This is a genomic window from Streptomyces sp. NPDC046712 (assembly GCF_040645695.1).
Classification (GTDB): domain Bacteria; phylum Actinomycetota; class Actinomycetes; order Streptomycetales; family Streptomycetaceae; genus Streptomyces.
Genome location: NZ_JBEYYW010000018.1, coordinates 58,751 through 76,866, shown reverse-complemented (window position 1 = coordinate 76,866; position 18,116 = coordinate 58,751). Strand labels below are relative to the sequence as shown.

The following is an 18,116-nucleotide window of genomic DNA, read 5'->3' as shown; positions in this document are numbered from 1 at the left end:
CGCGCAAGGACGGCCCGCCGGGTCGGTGCGGCCGAGGCGGGACCGAACGGACCTGTCCGGCCATCGCGCTTGTCCGGCCGGAGAGTTCGGCCGCACCGCCCCGGCGGACCGGTCGGCGGTCGGCGTCTCGAGCCCGTGGAGGCCCGGCCCGTGTGAACTATCTTGGGCAGCAGCGAGACGAGAGGGAGGCACCCCGTGCCATCTGGGCAGCAGGCGCGCGCACAGGCAGCCGCGATCACACCGGGCAGGCGCTCCTCGGAGGCGGAGACCGCCTCTCCCGCCGAGCGGGTGCGGGCGCTGTTCGGCGGCCACCGGCTGTCCCCCGGGCAGCGGCGCATCGCCCAGTTCCTGATCGACCACCTCACCGAGGCCGCGTTCCTGTCGATCACCGAGCTCGCGGAGCGCGTGGGCGTCAGCCAGCCCTCCGTGACCCGTTTCGCCTCGTCGCTGGGATTCAGCGGGTACCCCGCGCTCCGGGAGGCCCTGCAGCCGATCGCGCTCAGCGCGGTCGCCGGCGCACCGGACGAGGGGGAGGAGCGGCTCCGTAACGAACTCCAGTCGGCCGTCGACGCCGAGATCGAGAACCTGACGTCCCTGCGGCGGGTGCTCGCCGACCCCGACCAGATCCTGGAGATCGGTCGCGAACTGGCCCGGTCCGTCCCGCTGACGGTCCTCGGACTGCGGATCTCGGTGTCCCTCGCCGAGTACTTCGCGTACGCCGCCCGGCGCATCCACCCCGATGTTCGGGTGGTGACGCGCGGTGGCAGCGTCGCCTACGACGGACTGCTCCAGGCGCGCGAGGCGGGCGGGACGTGGGTGCTGGCCTTCGCGATGCCCCGGCATGCCAAGGAGACCCTGGCCGTGGTCCGAGCCGCCCGCGGCGTCGGGCTGCGCGTCGCGCTGATCACCGACCTGGCGCTCGGGCCGCTCGTCGACGAGGCCGATGTGGTGTTCACCGCCGGTACGGGGTCACGGCTCGTGTTCGACTCGTACGCGGCGCCGGGGGTGCTGTCCGCGGCCATCCTCCAGGCCATGGCGGACGCGGATCCGGAACGTACGCAGACGCGGCTGGAGAAGTACGAGCACGCGGCGGAACAGCACGATTTCTTCCTGGACGACTGAGCCGCGGGAGTCTCTTTCACGCCATCGAGGTGCATGAAATTTTTCATGCCCTTGCGTACTCGACGGTATATATATTTACTACAGGTGCCCCCACGGGCCCGAACAGAACACCGCAGGGTCGCCCCCTCCTCCTCAGACGGCCCTCGTGTTTCGACGGTACGCGCCGCGCTTTCGCGCGGGTGCTCTGTGGCGGCTCCGGTCAACCCCTGGGCCGGAGCCGCCGCACAGAATTCCCCGGTCAGCCCCTCGGCGAGGTCAGTGGGCGCCGGGTACCGCGTCCCTACTGGGCGTAGGTCTCGTACTCGGCGATCTTCGGCGTGCCGGTCGAGCTCGTGATCTCGAAGGTGATCTTGTTAAGGGCGGTCCGGGGGAAGGTGATGACGCCGGCGCCGCTGCCGGTGGTCAGGACGGCGCCGGTGTCGGCGTTGACCACCCTCCAGGACCCGATGCTGCCCACCGAGCCCGCCGCCTCCCGGATGTTGATCGCCGAGACGGTGGTGGCGGTGCCCCACTTGATCGAGACGGAACCGGTCGCGCCGGCCGGCGACCAGTAGGTGCTCATGTCACCGTCCCGCACGTTGCCGTAGCTCGTCCCGTCCGCCTTGCCGGAGCCGTCGGAGCCGGCCCCGATGCTGAGGTTGGTTCCGCCGGGCTGGGTCGGCCCCGGGGTGGTCGGGTTCGGCGTGGGTGTGGTGGGGCTCGGCGTGGGTGTGGTGGGTGTGGGGGTGGTCGGTGCCGGTGTCTGCGGCGAGCAGTCGCCGTTCGACACCTGCAGCCCCTTGTTCGCTCCTGCCGTCCGGCTCACGACGTTCGGCACACACCCGGCTTGGTCGAGGCTGTACGGGTAAGGGATGGCGACGGTCGTGTTGGACTGCGGGTCGGGGCCGGCGGGGTTGTTCTCGGCACCGGGGCTGGACCAGGTCACGTTGTCGAAGATGTTGCCGCCGACCTGCCAGTAGCCGGCCGCGTCGGTGTAGAAGGTGCCCAGGACGTCCTTGGAGTCCTCGAAGTAGTTGTTGTCCACCTTGGCGCGAGCTCCGGCCCGGGAGTTGATGCCGGACTCGTTGAGCTTCACGTAGTGGTTGTTGTACATGTGGGCCGTGCCGCCGCGCAGCAGGGGCGCGCGGGAGTCGATGTTCTCGTACAGGTTGTGGTGGTACGTGATGAAGCTGTTCGACAGGTCGCTCTCGCTGGATCCGACGAGTCCGCCGCGGCCGGAGTTGCGCAGGACGCTGTACGACAGCGTCACGTACTGGGTGTTGTCCTTCATGTCGAAGAGGCCGTCGTACCCCTCCGATTCGCCGCCCGACGCCTCCAGGGTGGTGTGATCCACCCAGACGTTGCGGACGTTGCTCTCCATCCCGATGGCGTCACCGCCGTTGGACGTGGGCGAGCCGGACTTCTTGACGTTCCGGACGGTCACGTTCTGGATGATGATGTTGGAGGCGTCGCGGATGTGGATGCCCACCTGGTCGAAGACGGCTCCGCCGCCGACCCCGACGATCGTGACGTTGCTGATCTGCTTGAGCTCGATCACGCCGTCGGCGGTGTTGCAACTGTCACCCGACAGCTTGCTGGTGTTGCCGTGGTCGATGGTTCCCTCGACCTCGATGGTGATCGGGGTGCTGTTGGTGGCCCGCCCGCACAGGGCCGCGTGGATCGCGGTCCCGGTGGTGGCCCGCACGGTCTGCCCGCCCGCTCCGCCGGTGGTCCCACCGTTCTGGGTCGCGTATCCGGTGGCGCCACCGGTCGCCGCCGATGCCTCGGGCATCGACAGCACCGCACCGGCCGCGGCCGCCACGGCCGTTGTGGCCAAAGCCGCGCAGAGTCGTACTGCGACGGGTCGTCTCATCCTGGTCTCCTCATGCATTGCCGAATGCGGGCGGGGTCGCGGAGCGGCTCCGGTTCAGAAAGCGCTTTCTGCCCGGCGACAATAGGGTGGCGTCCATCGGATCGGCAAGGCTCCGGTCGACCCCGACATGCTCAACGTCCTTATTTCTCAAGGAAGTTGTCGTCAGCGCCGTGGGCGAGGGCCGAACCAACCGTCGTCGGGGCGGAACTCGGCGGCAGCATTCACTGCATGACCTCGGCCGCGGCGGCGGTCAGTGCATGACCTCGGCCGCGGCGGTCACTGCACGACCTACCTGGTGATCCGCGACGCCGTCCCGTCCTCCCCCGACCGTTCGAGCTCGCGGCGGCCGGCCGACGAGAGCGCCGGGTCCCAGCCGCGGCGGGGGACCGAACTGAGCAGCAGGCGTGTGTAGGGGTGGGCGGGAGCGTCCAGGACCTCGGCGGTGGGGCCCGCCTCGACCACCCGTCCCGCCCGGAGGACCATCACCTCGTCGGTGATGTGCCGGACGACGGCGAGGTCGTGGGTCACGAAGAGGAAGCCGATGCCCATCTCGCGCCGGATGGTGCCGAGGAGTTCGAGCACCTGCGCCTGGATGGACACGTCCAGCGCAGCCACGGCCTCGTCGAGGACGAGGACCCGCGGTTCGGCGGCCAGCGCGCGGGCGATCGCCACCCGCTGACGCTGACCGCCCGACAGCCTGCCCGGCAGGGCCGCCGCCTCCCGTTCGCCGAGCCCGACCTGGTCGAGGAGCGCGACGGCGCGGGCCCGCCGGGCCTCGGCCGCCATCGGGAAGTGGAGGCTGAGCACCTCCTCGACGCACCGCCCCACGGTCACGCGCGGATCGAGGGAGAGGTACGGATCCTGGAAGACCATCTGGATCTCGCGGGCGCGCGCCAGCCGCTCGGCCCGCCTGCGGGCGGGCGCCGAACGGTCGCGCCCGCCGATGCGGACCGTGCCGCCGTCGGGCCGCTCGAGGCCGACGAGCATCCGCACCGTCGTGGTCTTGCCGCTGCCGGACTCGCCGACGATGCCGAGGGAGGCACCCGGCGCCAGGGTGAACGACACGTCGTCCACCGCCATGTGGTCCCCGTACCGCTTGCGCAGTCCTTCGACGACGAGTTCCTCGTGGGTTCCGGTCACAGTGCGATCCCTTCGTCGGCACGGTGGCAGGCGGCCAGACCGTCGCCGTGGCGTGCCAGGACGGGTGACTCCACCGCGCACCGCGGCTGCGCGTGGGCGCAGCGCGCCGCGAAGGCGCACCCCGGCGGGGCCTCGGCGAGGGAGACGGGCCGGCCCGGGACGGGCCGTGGGGCGGGAGCGTCGGCCTCGATACGGGGCGTGCAGGCGAGCAGCCCCGCCGTGTACGGGTGGCGTGGACGGTCGAAGAGTTCGTCGGTGCCCCTGGTCTCGACGATCCGGCCCGCGTACATCACGTACACGCGGTCGCAGATCGCCGATGCCAGCTCCAGGTCGTGGGTGACGAAGAGCATCCCGGTGCCGCGCTCGGCCTGCAGGCGGGTGAGGATCGCGATGATCTCCGCCTGCGTCGTCACGTCGAGCGCGGTGGTCGGCTCGTCGGCGACCAACAGCTCGGGCTCTCCGGCGAGCGCCGCCGCGATGACCACGCGCTGGAGCATGCCACCGGAGAACTGGTGCGGATAGCGGCGCAGCGCGCCCCGGGGATCGCGGACGCCGACGGCGTCGAGCAGTTCCTCGGCCCGTGCGAGCGCCGCGGCGGCGGGCGTGCCGGCGCCCCGCAGCCCTTCGGTGAGGAAGTCGCCCACGCGCCGCAGGGGGTTCACCGAGGCGCGCGGGTCCTGGTAGATCATGGCGACCTGCCGGGCCCGCATCCGGGTCAGCTCGGCGCGGTCCATGGCCAGGACGTCGCGGCCGCCGACCCGTACCTCACCGGACGTCCGCGCGCCGGCGGGCAGCAGGCCGAGAACGCTGCGGCACGCGACCGACTTGCCCGAGCCGGACTCGCCGACCAGACCGACGGTCTCGCCGGCCGCGACCCGGAGGGTGACGCCGTCGAGGATGGGCCGGGCCGCCTGTCCGCCCGGCAGACGGACACCGAGTCCGTCGACCTCCAGAACGGGCATGTGTTGCTTGCTCATGGTGCTCATCGATCCCGCTTCGCGATCCGGTCGGCGAGCCCCTCGCCGACGATGCCGAACGCCACCACGGCGATGACGATGCAGGCGGACGGCGCGAGCGCCGGCAGCATCGCCCCCTGCTGGAGGGCCGACTGACCCTCGTTGATCATGGCTCCCCAGTCGGCCGTGGGCGGCTGCACACCGAAGCCGAGGAAGGACAGCGCGGCCAGGTCCATCAGTGCGTACCCGAAGTTCATCGCGGACTGCGCGAACACCGTCGGGGCGATGTTGGGCAGGAGGTGGCGCAGACAGATCGTCCAGCCCGACCAGCCCTGCACCCGGTACGACTCGATGTACGGGCGGGCCTTCTCCTGGCGGGCGATCCCGCGCACGAGCCGCCCCACGTACGGCGTGTACGCCACGGCCATGGCGATCACGGGGGCGGTCATGCCCGAGCCGAGGACGGCCACCAGCAGGATCGCGAGCAGCAGTCCGGGGATCGCGAAGGCCAGGTCCATCGACCGGGACAGCAGGGCGTCCGCCCAGCCGCCGCGCCAGGCGGCGACCGTGCCGAGCAGTGTGCCGAGCAGGGTCGAGACGCCGACCACGAGCAGCGGTCCGAGAAGTCCGGTCCGGGCGCCGTGGAGGAGCCGCGACAGGATGTCCCGGCCCGACTGGTCGGTGCCGAGCAGATGGTCGCCGTCGGTGCCCACGAGGCTCGCCGACAGGTCGAGCGCTTCGGGGTCGTACGGGGCGAGTACGGGAGCGAGCACCGCGACCAGGACGAGTGCGGCCAGGACGACGACGGAGGCCGTGAACAGCGGGCCCTGGCCGAAAACGCGCAGCGCGCGCACTCCGGGGCGGCGGCGCAGCGTGCCGGACGCGGGGGAGAGGGTGGTGGTCATCGGGACGCCTCCCCGTGGAGGGACAGCCGGGGGTCGATCAGCGGAACGAGCAGGTCGACGACGAGATTGACGACGACGAACGCGGTCACGCTGAGCAGGGTGATCGCCTGGACGACGGCGAAGTCCTTCGCCGTCACCGACTGCACGAGCAGCGAGCCGATGCCGGAGACGTTGAAGGCGGTCTCGACGATCGACGTGCTGATCAGCAGGCCGGCGAGCATGGTGCCGCCGACCGTGACGATGGGTCCGAGGGCGTTGCGCAGCACGTGCCGGCGGACCACGGCGCCGCCCGCGACGCCACGGGCGCGCGCCACCTCGACGTGCTCGCGCCCGAGTTCGTCCAGCATCGCGGATCGGGTCACCCGCGCGAGGAGGCCGGCGAAGGTGATCGCCAGGGCGAGGGCCGGCAGCGTCAGGTGGTACATCCGGTCGGTGAACCCCTCGGGCGTGCCGCCGGGCCCCGGGAGCCAGCCCAGTTGGACGGAGAAGAGCGAGACGAGCGCGATGGCGCTGACGAACGAGGGGGTCGCGGTGGCCACCCCGGTGCCGAGCAGCACCGCGCGGTCCACCGCGCCGGGCCGCAGGGCGGCCAGCACGCCCGCGGAGACGCCGAGGACGGCGACCAGCAGCGCCGCGTATCCGACGAGCACGGCCGTGCCCGGCAGGCGTGAGCCGATCAGGGTGCCGACGTCCTGGTGGAACTGAGAGGAGCGGCCGAAGTCGCCGTGCAGCACCCCGCCGAGCCACTTTGCGTACTGGACCGGAAGGGGGTCGTCCAGGTGGTACTGGGCGCGCAGCGCCGCGACCGCCTCCGGGGTCGCGGGCCGGCCGTGGAGCAGGAAGGACACCGGGTCGCCTGGTGCGAGATGCACGGTGCCGAAGACCACGACCGAGGTCACGAGCAGCACCGTCGCCAGGCCGAGGAGCCGGCCCGCCAGATAGCGCGTCATGACTGTGCGGCCCCGATCGTCGCGGCCCACGGGTAGTACAGCTGGGCGATGCCGGTCGGGGCGCCCGTGACGCGGCTGCCGAGGAAGACCGAGTACGGGGCTTCGTACAGCGGGATGATCGGGAGCTCGCGCACGGCGATCTTCTGGAGCTCGGCGGTCAGTTCCGACCGGCGGGCCGGGTCGGGCTCCGCGTTCGCCCGGTCGAAGGCGGCGTCGTACTCGGGGTTCGACCAGTTGCCGTAGTTCCCGAAGTCGCCCGTGCGCAGGTACTGGTAGAACTCCAGCGGGTCGGGCGTGTTGTCGTACCCGTTGGTGATGACCAGGTCGAGACCCTTGCGGGCGTTCGGGTCGACGAAGATGCTGCTGTACTCCTCCGGGGCGACGGCCTTCAGCCGGACGTCGAGGCCGATCTGCTTGCCGGCCGCCTGGACGGCGTTGGCCACCACGCTGATCTCCGGTGCGAGCGTGCTCGTGACGAGGGTGACCTTGCGCCCGGTGGCACCGGCCTCGGCGACCAGCTTCTTCGCGGCGGCCACGTCGTACACCGGATCGGGCAGGGCCTTGAAGTAGGCGTCGGTCCTCTCCGGTGCGAGGGCCCACGCGCCGCGTGCGGTGGGCGCCTTAGCGGGGACGCCGACGCCGCCGGCCGCGGCCTTGACGATGTTCTTCCGGTCGAGGGCCATGGAGAGGGCCTGCCGGACCTTCAGATCGCCGAGTGTGCCCTTGAAGTCGAGGACGGCGAGATCGGCCGCCGCCGTGTTGGGGCCGAAGTACACCTTCCCCTTGGGGGTGTTCCGCAGCTGCGCCAGCGAGGAGGAGGGCACCATGTACCCGCCGTCGGCCGTGCCCGACAGGAAGGCGCTGGTACGGGCGGCCGGGTCCTCGATGAAGGTGAACTTCACGGTGCCGGTCTTCGGCGCCAGGGACGAGTCCCAGTACGCCGGGTGCTTCTTGAGGGTGAGGCTGTCGCCCTGGGCCCAGCTGTCGAGCGCGTACGGGCCGGTGCAGTTCACCTTCCCCTTCGGGCCGCCGTAGTCCTTGCCCGCCTTCCTCAGGAAGGCGGCGCTCTCGACGGTGCCGGGGGAGGCGGCCAGCAGCTCGTGGAGCAGGACGTCCGGCTTGTCGAGCTTGATGGTCACCTCCAGCGGCCCGCTCCTGGTGATGGCGGCGACGTTCTTGAACGCGGAGCCCCACGGGGAGCCGGTGGCCGGGTCCATGTGGCGCGTGAGGGAGGCGACCACGTCGTCGGCGGTCATGGTGGTGCCGTCGTGGAACGTCACGCCGGAGCGCAGGGTGTACACCCAGGTCTTCGGGTCGGGGTTGGCGTACTTCACGGCGAGCCCTGGCTCGATCTTCAGGTCGGGGGTGACCCGCAGCAGCTGCTCGCACACGTTGGCGAGCACGGTGTTGGGCGGGTAGTCGTAGGCGAGCGCGTAGTCGAGCGTGTACGGCTCCGCGTAGAGCGACCAGGTGAGGGAGTCGAGCGCTCCCTTCGCCGCGGGGGAGGTCGGGGTGACGGTGTAGGCGGCGGCGCCGCCGGATCCGGTTCCGGTGGCGCCGGAACAGCCGGCGGTGGTGGCAGCGACGGCGGCGGTACAGAGGAGCAGTGCGGTGGCTCTGGACAGGCGCAAGGAGACCCACCCCTTTACGGGTGTAGTGACGGGCGCTGGGGGATGGAGCGAGTATTGATGCGGGAACGTTCCCGCACAAGGCTTTGCGGGAACGGTTTTGCCGAGGTCGCGGGGGTGGCAGCATCAGTCCATGACCGAAGCTCCCGGCAGCGGCGGGCACGCCTCGCCGACCCCCTCGCGCCCCGCTCCGCCCCGCGTGCGTCTCGTCGATGTGGCCCGCGAGGCGGGCCTCTCCAAGACGACCGTCTCGGCCGCCCTCAACGGCACGGGGCGGCTCTCCCCGGCCGTACGGGAGAAGGCCAGGGAGACGGCGCGCAGGATGGGATACCGGCCCAACGCCACCGCGCGACAACTGCGCGCGGGACGGGCCCGGTTGATCGGTTACGTGGTGGGGGAGTTCGCGGGACGGCCGTGGGCCTACCTGGAGTCGCCGTACTTCGCCCAGTTGACCAGCGCCACCGCCGCGGCGGCGCTCCGGCGCGGATACGCGCTGGTGATGCTGCCCGCGGGCTCACTGCAGAGCGAGTGGGCCGACCTGCCGTTCGAAGCGGTGATCGTCGCCGATCCGGTCGCCGACGACGCCGTCGTCGAGGACCTGCTCGCCGCCCGCATCCCCGTCTTCAGCGACGCGTCGGTCGCCGGCAGGACAGGGGCGCACTGGGTGGACGTCGACGCCGGGGCGGCGGTCCGCGAGACCCTCGACCACCTCCGGGAGCAGGGCGCGCGGCGGACCGCGATCGTCCTGCCCGACAGCACCACCCGCTTCCATCAGGGCGTCCTCTCCGCCTACCGCGACTGGTGCGCCGCGCACGGCGACACACCCAGGGTGGCCCTGGCCGCCGACGCCGGCAACGGGCCGGTCGTACGAGCCGTGGACGACGCGCTGGCCGCCGCGGAGCGACCCGACGCGCTCTTCGTGGTCGCCGAACTGAGCCCGCCGCTCGTCCTGGAGGCGGCCCGCCGCCATGGCTACGACGTGCCCCGTGACCTGCTCGTGGTGTGCGTGAGCGAGGACGCGACCGCCGCGCATTCCGACCCTCCGGTGTCGACGCTGAGCCTCCAGCCCTGGGAGATCGCCGAGGCCGGCATCGAGCTCCTCGTACGCGCCCTGGAGAAGGGCGACGAGCAGCCGTCGGGCGTCCTGGTGCCGACCCGCCTCCTGGTGCGCGAGTCCTCGCGGCACGGAGGCGGGTCGGGCGGGACCGTGTCGGTGTGACATCAGGCGGAGTGCACCTGCGTGCCGCCGACGTAGGTGCTCAGCACCCGCGCCTCGGCGATCTCCTCCGGCGGGCCGGTGAAGATGTCGCGGTCGAGCACCACCAGGTCGGCGAGCATGCCGGGGAGCAGCGTGCCGGTCTCGTCGAGTCCGTTCACATGCGCCGAGCCCGCGGTGTACGCGGCGACGGCGGTCGTGAGGTCGAGGCGCTGCTCCGGCAGGAAGACCCGCGGGTCGGTGGTGCCGGGCTCCTTCCGGTTCACGGCGACATGGATGCCCGCGATCGGGTCGGGGCTGCTGACGGGCCAGTCGCTGCCCGCCGCCAGGGTGGCCCCGGCGCGCAGCAGTGAGCCGAACGGATACTGCCAGGAGGCCCGTTCGGGCCCGAGGAAGGGAATCGTCAACTCGTCCATCTGCGGCTCGTGCGCGGCCCACAGCGGCTGGATGTTGGCGATGGCGCCGAGCCGCGCGAAGCGCTCCATGTCGTCCGGGTGCACGACCTGCAGATGGGCGAGATGGTGGCGGTTTCCGCGCCGGCCGTTGGCCTCCAGCGCGGCCTCGACGGCGTCGAGCGCCTCCCGCACCGCACGGTCCCCGAGCGCGTGGAAGTGCACCTGGAAGTCGAGGGCGTCGAGCTGGGTGACGTACGAGCGCAGCGCCACCGGATCGACGAAGCTCAGGCCCGAGTTGGCGGTGGCGCAGCCGCAGCCGTCCAGGTACGGGGCGGTCATGGCGGCCGTGAAGTTCTCCGCGACGCCGTCCTGCATGATCTTCACCGAGCCGGCCCGGAACCGCCCGTGGTTCAACTGCTCGCGCCGCGCGAGGAGTTCCTCGATCTGCTCCGCCCCCCGGTCGCGGTCCCACCACAGTGCCCCGTTGACCCGGGCGGTGAGGGTCCCCGCCCGGGCGGCGGCGAGATACGCGTCGGAGGGGTCCGGGTTGCCGCCGTACATCCCCAGCATGGCGTCCTGCCAGCCGGTGATGCCGAGCGAGTGCAGCAGCTCCTGTGCGCGCAGCAGACCGGCGAGCCGGTCGGCGGCCGTGCTCGGGGGGACGAGCCGGGAGACCAGGGCGGTGGCGCCCTCCTGCAGGGTGCCGCTCGGGGTGCCGTCCGCCTCGCGTTCGATGCGCCCGTCGGCGGGGTCGGGGGTCTCCTTGGTGAGCCCGGCGAGTTCGAGGGCGCGGGTGTTGGTCCAGGCGCCGTGATGGTCACGGTTGATGAGATAGACCGGCCGGTCGGGGACCACGGAGTCGAGGAGCTGCCGGGTGGGCAGGCCGCCCTCGAAGCTCTCCATCGACCAGCCGCCGCCGGTGATCCACGGGCGGTCCGGGTGCGCCTCGGCGAACTCCCTCACCAGGGTGAGGTAGTCCTCGACGCCGACCGTGCCGGTCAGATCGCACTCGGCCAGCTCCGTACCGCCGAACACGGCGTGGACGTGCGAGTCCTGGAAGCCGGGGAGGAGCAACTTGCCCCGCAGGTCGACGACTTCGGTGTCGGGACCGATGAGCTCGTGTACGTCGTCGTGGCCGACGGCGGTGATGCGCTCCCCGGTGACGGCCAGGCTGCTCGCCCGCGTTCGGGCGGGATCACCGGTGTGGACGGGGCCATGGGTGAAGACCAGATCGGCCTTGGTCATGGGGCGCTCCAGAGCGAGAAAAGGGAGGGGCGTGGTGAACGGCCATGCAACTGGGCGGAGCATTTACATGTCAATGGCGTTGTCATAAGGTGCGCCCATGGTCGAGCGAGTGGTCCCCGAGGGACAGCGGCGGCGCCGGCGGCCCACCAAGCAGGGCGCGGTCCTGTCGGAGCGGCTGATCATCGAGACCGCCCTGCGGCTGGTCGCGCAGCACGGCGCGGATGCCCTGTCGGTACGGCGGCTGGGTGCCGCCCTGGGTGCGGACCCCAGCTCCCTCTACCGGTACTTCCGCAACACGGACGACCTGCTGCTGGCCCTGGCGGACGAGTTCGTGGGGCGCGCGCAGGAGGGCTGGGAACCCACCGGGGACTGGCGGGCCGACCTCCGCGAGATGGGACTCCGGGTCCACGCGGTCTACCTGGCCAACCCGCAGGTGGCCCTGCTCGCGGCACACCGCACGACCGGCCGCGTCCACGAGACGGCGGCGGTGGAGAGGATCCTCGGAATCCTGCGGGGTGCGGGCTTCCCCGACGCGATGGCGGTACCCATCTACCACGCCTTCATCGACCAGGCGCTGGCGTTCGCGGCGCTGGACGCCGCCGCGCTCGCCCTGCCGGAACCGGCGCGCGAGGCCGACGAGGCGGTGTGGCTGGCCGCGTACGGCGAACTGCCGGCGGCCACGCATCCGAACATCGCCGCGACGCTGCCGCTGCTCGCCGAGGAGATGCGGTCCAGCGGCTACCCCTTCGCCCTGGAGCTGACGCTCGACGCGGCGGCGGCACGGCTGCCGGGGCGTCGGGCCTGACGTCGGTGGTGTCGCGGTGATCCGTGACCGGGTGCCGGGGCCGGTCGGTGTCCGGCGGCGAACCGTCGGCTTCGGCGTCGGCGGCGGGTCTGTTCGACGAGTCCGGGGCCGAGCAGCCGGCCGCTGATCGTCGGAGACGCACCTTTCGTCCGGGAATACGTGCTCGATTTCCGGCGTTCTGGCAGCTGACGACTGTCGAGTACCCCTCCGGAAGGCCATGCAGAGACTCCGAGGCGCCTGCTGCGCCCTTGCCGTGACCGTCACCGCCGTGCTCGTCGGCTGTTCGGCGGCGGACGGCGCGGGCGGTGCGGCCACCACGTCCGGTACGGCCGCCGCGTCCGGTGCGGCCACGACGTCAGGGACGGCCACCACGTCCGCTGCGGCCACCACGTCCGGTACGCCCCCCACGGCACCCGCGGGCTCCGCGTCCACGTCACCGGCGGTGCCCCCGGCCCCCTCGCCGCAGGCCCCCGAGCCCGACCCGAGCAAGCGGTCCCGTGCCGCGGTGATGGCCATACCGTCGATAGGCGTCGAGAAGCTGACCGTCGTGCCCTATGAAGGGACGACCGACGACCGGGCGGGCACCCGCATACAGGACCGCGGAGTGGCCGCCAGCCCCTATGGAAAGCGCGGCGGCGTCGGCCCGGGCGAGATCGGCAACTATCTGGTGACCGCCCACCGGCTGTCCGCCGGCGGCCCCCTGCGCGACCTGCCCGCGGTCGACGTGGGCGACAAGGTCTTCGTCACCTTCGGTGACACCGTCTACGAGTACAGGATCACCGATACGCGGGAGACGTCCTTCCGCTCCGCCCGCTCCCTCGCCGAGCAGCGCGCCGCGGTGCCGGGTGAGCCGGGCGAGAAGCCCACCCGAGCCATGATCACTCTCTCCACCTGCGCGACGCCGGAGGACAACGCGGCGGGCAACTTCTGGCGGGACGCCCAAAACAACCCGGAACACCGCATAGACAAGATAGGCGTCCTGACCGCGACCCGGCCGGCGTAAGTCGAGGGCGAGGAAAGCGAAGGGACTAGTTCAATGGGTTTTGAGAAGGAAGCCCCTTCATGGCCTCGCCGGCGCCCAACATAGCAGTCACTCGGGGATCAGGTCGCGCAGGTTTTCCGGCGTCACGATCCGGGAGCCGGGGTGCAGACCCTCCGGGCGCTGCAGACCGATGTACGTGACCGGACCCTCCGGGACGGTCGTCCCGTCCCACACCGTCGTGGCCGCCGTTCCGTCCGCGAACAGCCCCATGAGGTAGCGCACCGTGAGCGGGGTGCGCTCGACGACGCCGCGGAGCAGCGTCGCGACGGAGATCCGGTTTCCTTCGACCCGGTTGGCCGAGGGATGGCCCTTCAGATACAGCTGCAGCCAGATGGCGCGCCACCGGCCGTCGTCGCCGCGTACGAACGCCAAAGGCAGCGCGACCCTGCCGGGGCCGCGCAGTTCCGACTTCATCCGCACCGTACGCGCCTCGAACGGACGGCCCCCCTGTTCGGCGTCGCGCAGCATGAAGCCGAAGAACGACTCCTCGACCTCCTCGAAGCCCTCACCCGAGTAGATGTCGACCTGCGGCACGATGAACGTGCCCCGGGCGGCACCCAGGCGCAGGTTGATGAACTCCGAGGCACCGTCGGGCGCCGAGGTGATGTCGCCGGAGTGCTCGCCCTCGAGATCGGTGAGAGCGGTGTACGAAAGCCAGGACAGGGTCGAGTAGTCGGCGTCCAGCATGAGCGCGGACAGGTCGTAGTCGGTGTCGCGGTGCGCCTGCTTCCAGTACACGAAGAAGCGCAGCAGTTCGCCCTCGACCGGTGTGACGGACCCGCGGGGCAGGACGCCGAGGCCGGACCCGGCGGCCCGGCCGCTGAGCGGGAGAGCCACGTCGAGGACGTCGGGGTCGATCAACAGATGGCCGGGGGAAGGGAGTCGACGGCGGATCTCGGCGTCGAGAGCGGCGATCAGACGGTCGCGATCGGGCGGCAGCACGGCCCGACGGGTGTCGGAGGCGACCCAGGCGCGGCCGAGGCGGTTGACGAACACCCGGTGTTCGCCCGCCTTCTCGTGGCGGTTGTGGAGGTGTTCCCGTACCGCCAGCACGACGCGGCCGGAGACCTTCGGCGCGAGCTCGACGGCGGCGGTCACCACCGCGTCCCGCTCGTCCTGGCCCGACGCCGCGCGCAGCAGACGGTCCAGGGCGCGGAACAGCATGCCCGGCGCGGACCTCAGCAGCTCCGTCGCACCGATGACGTCGTTGCGGCCGAGCAGCTCCTCGACACGGCTGTCGAAGGAGCGGACCTTTCTCTCGCCCCGGGCGACGGCGAACACCTCGGCGGCGTGGGGCCACCGGGGGTACTCGTGGGGGTGGAGGCGTTCGCCGAGACGCTTCCACGCCTCGCGGTGCGCGCCGACGTCCGCGAGCTTGGCGGGGGCCGCGGCGACGACGGAGTCCAGGCCCGCGAGCAGCGCGCGGCGGATCGGGCGGGACAACGCCCGGAACCGGGTCGGCTCCTGGAGCGTGACGTCGCCGTCCGACAGCGCGCAGGCGAGCCGGAGCACATCGGTCACGGTGTCGAGAAGGAGGTCCGCCCCGGCGGACAGTCGCTCACGGTTGACGACGGCGAGGTTCTCCCGGATCGGGACCGCCTCGGGCTGGGGGCCGTCCGCGCAGTGGGCGGCGAGCGTGGCCAGGTCGCGCAGGTGGTCCTCGCCCAGCGGCGTGGTGCTGCCGGCGAGAGCCAGGTACAGGGCCGAGACCTCGACGTCCGCGTCGCCGCCCAGGTGGAGGACCGTCAGGCGGTCGCCGGCCGCGGCGGTCAGCTCGTCGTGAGCGGCGAGCATCTCGGCGTAGGTGTGCCGGTAGTTTCCGTACGACGGGAGGGTGAGCAGGTCGAGCACGCCGCTCTCGAGCTGGGCGACCGTGCGGTCGCGGGACGTCTCGTCGCTCAGCGCGTCGGCGATGCACCGCATCCAGAAGTCGAAGGTGTCGGGCACATGGGCCGGGAAGTCGCGGAAGTAGACGTTGTGCTGCACGTGGTCGCCGACCATCTCGCGGACGACGCCCAGTGTCCGTACGGCGACGGCGGTCACCGTGTCGCCGGAGAGGCCCGACAGGTGGGTGAGCAGGTCCGCCGAGAGCTTGAAGCCCACGGACATCAGCGCGGCGTCGAACTGCCGCGCGGCGACCTGACCGTCCCCCGAGGGCCCGGTGGGGGCGGGGAGACGGTGGGTGTGGCGGACGACCAGCGGTTCGAGGAGATGGGACATCCCCGCATGATCACAGAACGGCGCGACCCGCTGCACGCGTGTTTTCGCGCCGGGCCGTATGGATCATGACTGCGGCCCGCCCTCCGTCACGCCTTGCGGTACAGGGCGGTGAGCAGTTCGATCACGTCCTGCGTGGCGGGATGGCGAGGCGGACGGCGATCGGCTCGGCGTCGCGCACCGGGCGGTACACGACGCCGGGTCGGGCGTACTGACGGGCGGTGGCCTCCGCGGTCATGCCGATGCGGCGGCCGGTGGAGATCGCGGTGAGCCAGTCGTCGACGTCGTGGGTCTCCTCGGTCGCCGGACGGGAGTCCGGCGGCCACAGCTCCGGCGTCGTGGTCCCGGTCCGCCGCTCGATCAGCAGGGTGTGGTCGCTGAGGTCGGCGAGCCGGACCGACCAACGCCCGGCCAATGGATCGTCGGCGGCCATGGCGCACAGGCGCCGTTCCAGGCCCACGATGGCCGAGTCGAAGCGGCGGTCCTCCAGTGGTCTGCGCACCACGGCGAGGTCGCATGTGCCTTCCGCGAGGCCCGCGGTGGAGGAGTTGACGCGGATCAGGCGGAGTTCCGTCGACGGGTGCGCGGCTGCCCACCGGCGCTGGAACGTCGGCGTATGCCGTCCCAGGGCCGACCAGGCGTACCCGATCCGCAGGATCTGGTGCCCGGACGTGGCCTCCCGGACCAGGGCGTCCGCCTCGGCGAGCACCCGCCGGGCGTGCGCCACCACCCGCAGCCCGGTGGCCGTCGGGGTCACCGAGCGGGAGGTCCGCCGCAACAGCCGTACTCCCAGGGCCCGTTCGAGGGAGGCGAGGGTACGGGAGACGGCGGCCTGGGAGACGCCCAGCGCGAGGGCGGCGTCGGTGAACGTCCCCTCGTCGACGATCGCGACGAGACAGCGCAACTGACGCAGTTCCATATCCATGACTCAAGCGTATGGATTCTTCCGGTCATGCATTTTGCGCAAGGATCGGCGGCGCGCACGATCACGCCATGCACGCAGCCCATCGATCCACGGGAGCACCGGCGGACCGGACCGTCCCGGTGTCGCCCACCCGCACACCCCGCCGCACGTCCCCCGCCGGGGTGGCCGCCATGCTCGGCAGCGGCCTGTCCACACAGATCGGTGCCGCCGCCGGCTCCCTCGCCTTTCCCGTCCTCGGCCCGGTCGGTGTCGTCGCGGTCCGCCAGTACGTCGCCGCCCTCGTCCTGCTGGCCGTCGGCCGGCCGCGGCTGCGGAGCTTCACCTGGCGGCAGTGGCAGCCGGTGATCCTCCTGGCGGTGGTCTTCGGCACGATGAACCTGTCCCTCTACAGCGCCATCGACCGCGTCGGCCTGGGGCTGGCCGTGACCCTGGAGTTCCTCGGCCCGCTGGCCATCGCCCTGGCCGCCACCCGCCGCCGGGTGGACGCCTGCTGCGCGGTCCTCGCGGCCGCGGGTGTCGTCACGCTCATGCGCCCGCAGCCCTCGACCGACTACCTCGGCATGGGTCTCGGCCTCCTGGCCGCCGTCTGCTGGGCGTCGTACATCCTGCTCAACCGCACCGTCGGCCGGCGCCTCCCCGGCGCGCAGGGCAGCGCGGCCGCCGCGACGCTCTCCGCGCTGATGTTCCTGCCCGTCGGGATCGTCGTCGTCCTCCGCGACCCGCCGACGGCCGCGTCCCTCGGCTACGCCGTCGCCGCGGGCGTCCTGGCCTCGGCCGTCCCGTACCTGGCGGACCTGTTCACCCTGCGCCATGTACCGGCCGCGGCCTTCGGACTCTTCATGAGCGTCAACCCCGTCCTGGCGGCCCTGGTCGGCTGGATCGGGCTCGGACAGCACCTGGGCCCACTCGACGGGGCCGCCATCGGAGCCGTCGTCGTCGCCAACGTGCTCACCATCGCCACGACACGCCGCTGACCCCTGCCCCGCGGAACGTCAGTCCTCCTGGGCGGAGCGGGGCAGATGGCCCTTGGCGTCGTCGTACCCCGCCTCGGCGGCCGGGGCGGCGGGGGCGTACATCAGGTTGAGGACGCCGGTGGCGAAGGTCTCGGCCGAGAGCAGCGTCAGTGGGGTCGGCGTCTCGGCTTCGTCGAACAGCCGCAGGCCCTTGCGCACGGCGATCGGGTGCACCAGCAGGTTGAGCTCGTCCAGCAGACCGGCGGCGAGAAGTTGCCGTACCAGGGACACCGATCCGCTGATCGCGATTCGGCTCTCGCCCGGCTCGTTCTTCAGCGTCGTGACCGCGTCGAGGAGGTCGCCCTGGAGCAGCTCGGAGTTCCGCCAGGTCGGAGCGAGCGGCCGATGGGAGGCGACGATCTTCCGCGCGTCACCGAGCACCTTGGCGAAGGGGGCGTCCTCGCCGCCCGCCGCCTCGCGCTCGGGCCACGCCCCGGCGAAGCTGTCGTACGTCCGGCGCCCCAGGAGGAGCGTGTCCACCCGGCCCAGGACGCCGTCGACCGCGATGCCCATCTCGTCGTTGAAGTACGGGAAGTGCCAGGTGTGGGGATCCTCGACGACGCCGTCGAGCGAGATGAACAGCTGGGAGACGATCTTCCTCATGCCACGCTCCGGGGGGTTCCGACGATGTGCCTTCCGACGGTAGACGCCGCTACGGCCCGTAACTCGTCGTCGGCCGACGGCACGCCGGGGCGGCCCGCAGCG

14 protein-coding genes and 1 pseudogene are annotated in these 18,116 nt (G+C 71.9%); 5 read left to right on the top strand and 10 right to left on the bottom strand.

Translation table 11 applies throughout. The features are described from left to right. The first annotated feature begins 195 nt into the window (after window positions 1–195). On the top strand, window positions 196–1,122 hold the full coding sequence (locus tag ABZ939_RS23250) for a MurR/RpiR family transcriptional regulator (RefSeq protein WP_361858306.1): 927 nt from the start codon (window positions 196–198) through the stop codon (window positions 1,120–1,122). Window positions 1,123–1,402: 280 nt separating this feature from the next. On the opposite strand, the gene ABZ939_RS23245 is transcribed toward ABZ939_RS23250, so the two are convergent. The 6 genes from ABZ939_RS23245 to ABZ939_RS23220 form a co-directional block, all read right to left on the bottom strand. Then, the gene (locus ABZ939_RS23245; RefSeq protein WP_361858303.1) at window positions 1,403–2,974 is read right to left on the bottom strand and encodes a pectate lyase; all 1,572 of its coding nucleotides are present in this window, start codon (window positions 2,972–2,974) and stop codon (window positions 1,403–1,405) included. Between the two features lie 288 nt (window positions 2,975–3,262). Next, window positions 3,263–4,054: an ATP-binding cassette domain-containing protein gene (locus ABZ939_RS23240; RefSeq protein ID WP_361858566.1), complete on the bottom strand. Its 792-nt coding sequence runs from the start codon at window positions 4,052–4,054 to the stop codon at window positions 3,263–3,265. A gap of 56 nt (window positions 4,055–4,110) precedes the next feature. Further along, the gene (locus tag ABZ939_RS23235) at window positions 4,111–5,100 is read right to left on the bottom strand and encodes an ABC transporter ATP-binding protein (RefSeq protein WP_361858300.1); all 990 of its coding nucleotides are present in this window, start codon (window positions 5,098–5,100) and stop codon (window positions 4,111–4,113) included. After that, the gene (locus tag ABZ939_RS23230) at window positions 5,097–5,975 is read right to left on the bottom strand and encodes an ABC transporter permease (protein WP_361858297.1); all 879 of its coding nucleotides are present in this window, start codon (window positions 5,973–5,975) and stop codon (window positions 5,097–5,099) included. Before ABZ939_RS23230 ends, ABZ939_RS23235 begins: the two co-directional genes overlap by 4 nt. Continuing rightward, window positions 5,972–6,925 carry an ABC transporter permease gene (locus ABZ939_RS23225; protein ID WP_361858294.1) on the bottom strand — a complete coding sequence of 318 codons (954 nt, stop codon included), beginning with the start codon at window positions 6,923–6,925 and terminating at the stop codon, window positions 5,972–5,974. Before ABZ939_RS23225 ends, ABZ939_RS23230 begins: the two co-directional genes overlap by 4 nt. Next, window positions 6,922–8,556 carry an ABC transporter substrate-binding protein gene (locus ABZ939_RS23220; protein WP_361858291.1) on the bottom strand — a complete coding sequence of 545 codons (1,635 nt, stop codon included), beginning with the start codon at window positions 8,554–8,556 and terminating at the stop codon, window positions 6,922–6,924. Before ABZ939_RS23220 ends, ABZ939_RS23225 begins: the two co-directional genes overlap by 4 nt. 130 nt (window positions 8,557–8,686) lie before the next feature. Here ABZ939_RS23220 and ABZ939_RS23215 point away from each other — a divergent pair, with 130 nt between their 5' ends. Then, window positions 8,687–9,772: a LacI family DNA-binding transcriptional regulator gene (locus ABZ939_RS23215; RefSeq protein WP_361858288.1), complete on the top strand. Its 1,086-nt coding sequence runs from the start codon at window positions 8,687–8,689 to the stop codon at window positions 9,770–9,772. A gap of 2 nt (window positions 9,773–9,774) precedes the next feature. On the opposite strand, the gene ABZ939_RS23210 is transcribed toward ABZ939_RS23215, so the two are convergent. After that, window positions 9,775–11,409 (bottom strand): amidohydrolase, encoded by a 1,635-nt coding sequence (locus ABZ939_RS23210; RefSeq protein WP_361858285.1) that lies wholly within the window; start codon window positions 11,407–11,409, stop codon window positions 9,775–9,777. Between the two features lie 97 nt (window positions 11,410–11,506). On the opposite strand from ABZ939_RS23210, the gene ABZ939_RS23205 reads away from it, so the two are divergent. After that, window positions 11,507–12,214 (top strand): helix-turn-helix domain-containing protein, encoded by a 708-nt coding sequence (locus ABZ939_RS23205; protein WP_361858282.1) that lies wholly within the window; start codon window positions 11,507–11,509, stop codon window positions 12,212–12,214. Window positions 12,215–12,431: 217 nt separating this feature from the next. Then, window positions 12,432–13,217, top strand: coding sequence for a class E sortase (locus tag ABZ939_RS23200; RefSeq protein WP_361858279.1), 786 nt, complete (start codon window positions 12,432–12,434; stop codon window positions 13,215–13,217). A gap of 87 nt (window positions 13,218–13,304) precedes the next feature. On the opposite strand, the gene ABZ939_RS23195 is transcribed toward ABZ939_RS23200, so the two are convergent. Continuing rightward, window positions 13,305–15,476 carry a hypothetical protein gene (locus tag ABZ939_RS23195; RefSeq protein ID WP_361858276.1) on the bottom strand — a complete coding sequence of 724 codons (2,172 nt, stop codon included), beginning with the start codon at window positions 15,474–15,476 and terminating at the stop codon, window positions 13,305–13,307. 86 nt (window positions 15,477–15,562) lie between these two features. After that, window positions 15,563–16,398, bottom strand: a pseudogene (locus tag ABZ939_RS23190) (LysR family transcriptional regulator). A gap of 68 nt (window positions 16,399–16,466) precedes the next feature. Here ABZ939_RS23190 and ABZ939_RS23185 point away from each other — a divergent pair. Continuing rightward, window positions 16,467–17,372 carry an EamA family transporter gene (locus ABZ939_RS23185; protein WP_361858273.1) on the top strand — a complete coding sequence of 302 codons (906 nt, stop codon included), beginning with the start codon at window positions 16,467–16,469 and terminating at the stop codon, window positions 17,370–17,372. Between the two features lie 18 nt (window positions 17,373–17,390). Here the strand turns inward: ABZ939_RS23185 and ABZ939_RS23180 are convergent, their stop codons facing one another. Then, window positions 17,391–18,014: a dihydrofolate reductase family protein gene (locus ABZ939_RS23180; RefSeq protein WP_361858270.1), complete on the bottom strand. Its 624-nt coding sequence runs from the start codon at window positions 18,012–18,014 to the stop codon at window positions 17,391–17,393. Window positions 18,015–18,116: the final 102 nt, after the last annotated feature.